The following is a 2,654-nucleotide window of genomic DNA, read 5'->3' on the forward strand; positions in this document are numbered from 1 at the left end:
GCTTTGCCGGGCGCGCACGCGGGTGAATTTTCGAGACAAGCCCGTCCAGGGCGCAGGGGAGGAAAGAGGGTGGCGAATCGCGCAGCGATTCAGAACCCTGAAGGCCTTCCGGGGCGCTCCCCCGGGAGGTTTGGGCGGCCCGCAGGGGCGGCCACGGAGACCCGCAGGGGTGACGGCACTTTGCTGTTGGTTTCTATGGTTTTGGCTCTTGGCAGTCCTATTGCGCAACCTATTGTTTTACCTATTGCGGCAGCAATAGGTGAGCAAGAGGACGGCGATCAGTCTCGAATGCTCGCCGGCTGGTAGGAATCGTCCAGGTAGCGATAAAACCGATCCAGATAAGGGAGCCCATCGAGAGGCTCATCGAGCAGTGAGTCTGGGATATCGACGCCACGGAACGAGCCGAAGCTGTTCAGCAGGCGCTTGCCCTTGAGGATCTGCGCCGCGTGCCAGTTGTCAGCCAGGGTCAAGTCGGAGAACTTCACGGCGTACTTGAATACCTCCATGAAACCCTCCACTGGATCGCCCAGGATGGGCCTGCAATCCACGACCATGCTGTCGCCGGTGATCTTGTGCCACTCGGCGCTGAGGTCTGTTTGGGATAGCTGAGAGGTCGCCAGAATGATCATGTGACAGTGAGGATGCCAGCCCTTGCCCTTGTTGGTCAGCTCCAAGGTGTAGACCGCTCCCTCTGCCTTGCAAAGCTCTGTCCATGGAGCACGTGGGACACCGGAATTGAAATTGCGGCGACGGTCCAAAAGCTTACGCAATGACTTACTGAGGTGAGTCTGCCTTTCTTCCAGGTCATCGCCATTTTTGACCGTGAGGGTCAAGAGATATGGGCGCAGATCCGGTCGCTCCTCCTGGATCACCTGCCATCGCGTCAGGTAAGCCCCAAGAGCCTTGGCCCCGCGGCGAATAGCGCATAGCGGGCAGACCAGGTGCTGCTTGCAAAACGTTGCGCTATGCAGCCGTACCTTGCCCACGGTGAAGTACTCCCGGAAGTGCAGGTAATTACCGCAACTGGCAAGGCCAGCAGCAGTCTTCGTGGTGGCCTGTGACGGTGCCTCTCGGAGATGATCGAGCATCGCCTGAGACCTTGCGTGAGCCACGCCGTAGCGTGCTATTCTTTCGTCCAGAAGCCTAGCTTCGTCAGCCCCTGTGAACTCCCCGCCTGCCAAGTTGGAAGAGTTCTCAGGGGTTTTTTTATGCGCCATTTTTGGCCCCCTTTCCTATGGGACCGAGCATAGCATCTGCATGCACATTGTTTCTATGTATCAAGTAAAGCAGAGATTCGCCCGCCTCAGAACCGCGCAAAGCCCCGGAATTCGGGAGCATCAGCAGAAAAACAGCGATCAAAGACAAAACGTCCTTACGGTCCAGCTCGATTGAAATCTTCATGCCAAGTCCTCAGTGGTGATACCGAATGTTGGCATCACGACAAGGACCATAACGACCGAGGTTTCCGACTCACGTCGACTGTCGATCGCGACCATCAAAATCAAGATCAAAAACACCCATGCTGGGGGCCTCCGCTCCCGGCCGGTGGCCAGGAGCAGAGAGCCAAAGGGTGCTTTGGTCGGCGGAGGGTCAAGGGTTCGCTTCGCCCGGGACTCCGTTCTGCGCGACGGTGAAGCGCGTCACGCCGAGCCGGGGTCGCGGCCCCTGACCTTGCCACTCAAACGGCAGGCCATACCATCAAACGAATGGCCTCGATCGGAGTGCTGGAACTTGTTCCAGTGCGGAGGCCGAGGGGACAAGCGCAGCGCGTCAGGCTTGTGCAGTTCGGGCACGGAGATCCATCACCTGGCGCGCCGATAGGTTGCGCAGATCCTGATTGGAAAAAACCAGGCCAGCCCGGGTGTGTTTGGTTTCCTCGTCCCAGTGCTCCAAGTCGCTCATGAGAAATTGATAACCGCCCAGGTATGAGGCCGCTAGATCCCGCGCAAGGGCCCTGTGAGCCTCACCAGGCGTTTTTATGGCCGCATTCACTGCATCGCCTACCGGATCGGCCTTGATGGCCACACCGCCGCTACGGGCCCTCTCAAGGGCATGTTCGTTGTACTCAACCGCACCTGCCTCGGGATTGTCTGTGGGATTCCCAGGGCAAAGCTTGTCCTCCCAGGGCAGCACATACTGCGATCTGCCGAGGATGTCCTGCAGGACGTAATCTGAGGGTTTTGCTATGCGCTGCATTGGGCTGCTCCCAGGCGAAAATCGCATGGTAGCGCAGCCTGCTTTGGGCAGCTGAAAGCTGCTTCCAGAGCGGCCAAAAGCCGCTCTGATAAACCGGCGTCGAAGACGACGGAAACAGCCAGACAGACGCTACCCGAGCCCACGAGGGTGGTGAGGGGAAATGGCCCCCAGGCCAAATTTTCCCGTTCTGCCCTGGTGCAGCCCGTCCAGGGCGAAACCAGGGTGCGAAGCATCAGGCCGCACCGCTTGCGTGCGCGTCAGGTGAAACCGGACCACCCTGGTTTCGAGCCGGAGCAGCAGAGGAAGGGACGAAGTCCCGCATCGATGCGTCGCGAAGTCTCAGAAAGCGGGGTGGTCCGGCTTTGCCGGGCGCGCACGCGGGTGAATTTTCGAGACAAGCCCGTCCAGGGCGCAGGGGAGGAAAGAGGGTGGCGAATCGCGCAGCGATTCAGAACCCT

General features: G+C 59.4%; 3 protein-coding genes. All 3 read right to left on the reverse strand.

What is annotated here, in order from left to right; translation table 11 throughout:
- Positions 1-278: 278 nt before the first annotated feature.
- Complete coding sequence (locus ACZRMS_RS26155) at positions 279-1,217, reverse strand: protein rep (protein WP_219263256.1); 939 nt, start codon at positions 1,215-1,217, stop codon at positions 279-281.
- On the reverse strand, positions 1,207-1,401 hold the full coding sequence (locus ACZRMS_RS26160; protein WP_463997632.1) for a hypothetical protein: 195 nt from the start codon (positions 1,399-1,401) through the stop codon (positions 1,207-1,209). Before ACZRMS_RS26160 ends, ACZRMS_RS26155 begins: the two co-directional genes overlap by 11 nt.
- Positions 1,402-1,770: 369 nt before the next feature.
- Positions 1,771-2,196 carry a hypothetical protein gene (locus ACZRMS_RS26165; RefSeq protein WP_197884198.1) on the reverse strand — a complete coding sequence of 142 codons (426 nt, stop codon included), beginning with the start codon at positions 2,194-2,196 and terminating at the stop codon, positions 1,771-1,773.
- Positions 2,197-2,654 lie beyond the last annotated feature (458 nt).

The organism is Pseudomonas sp. B424, assembly GCF_055408345.1.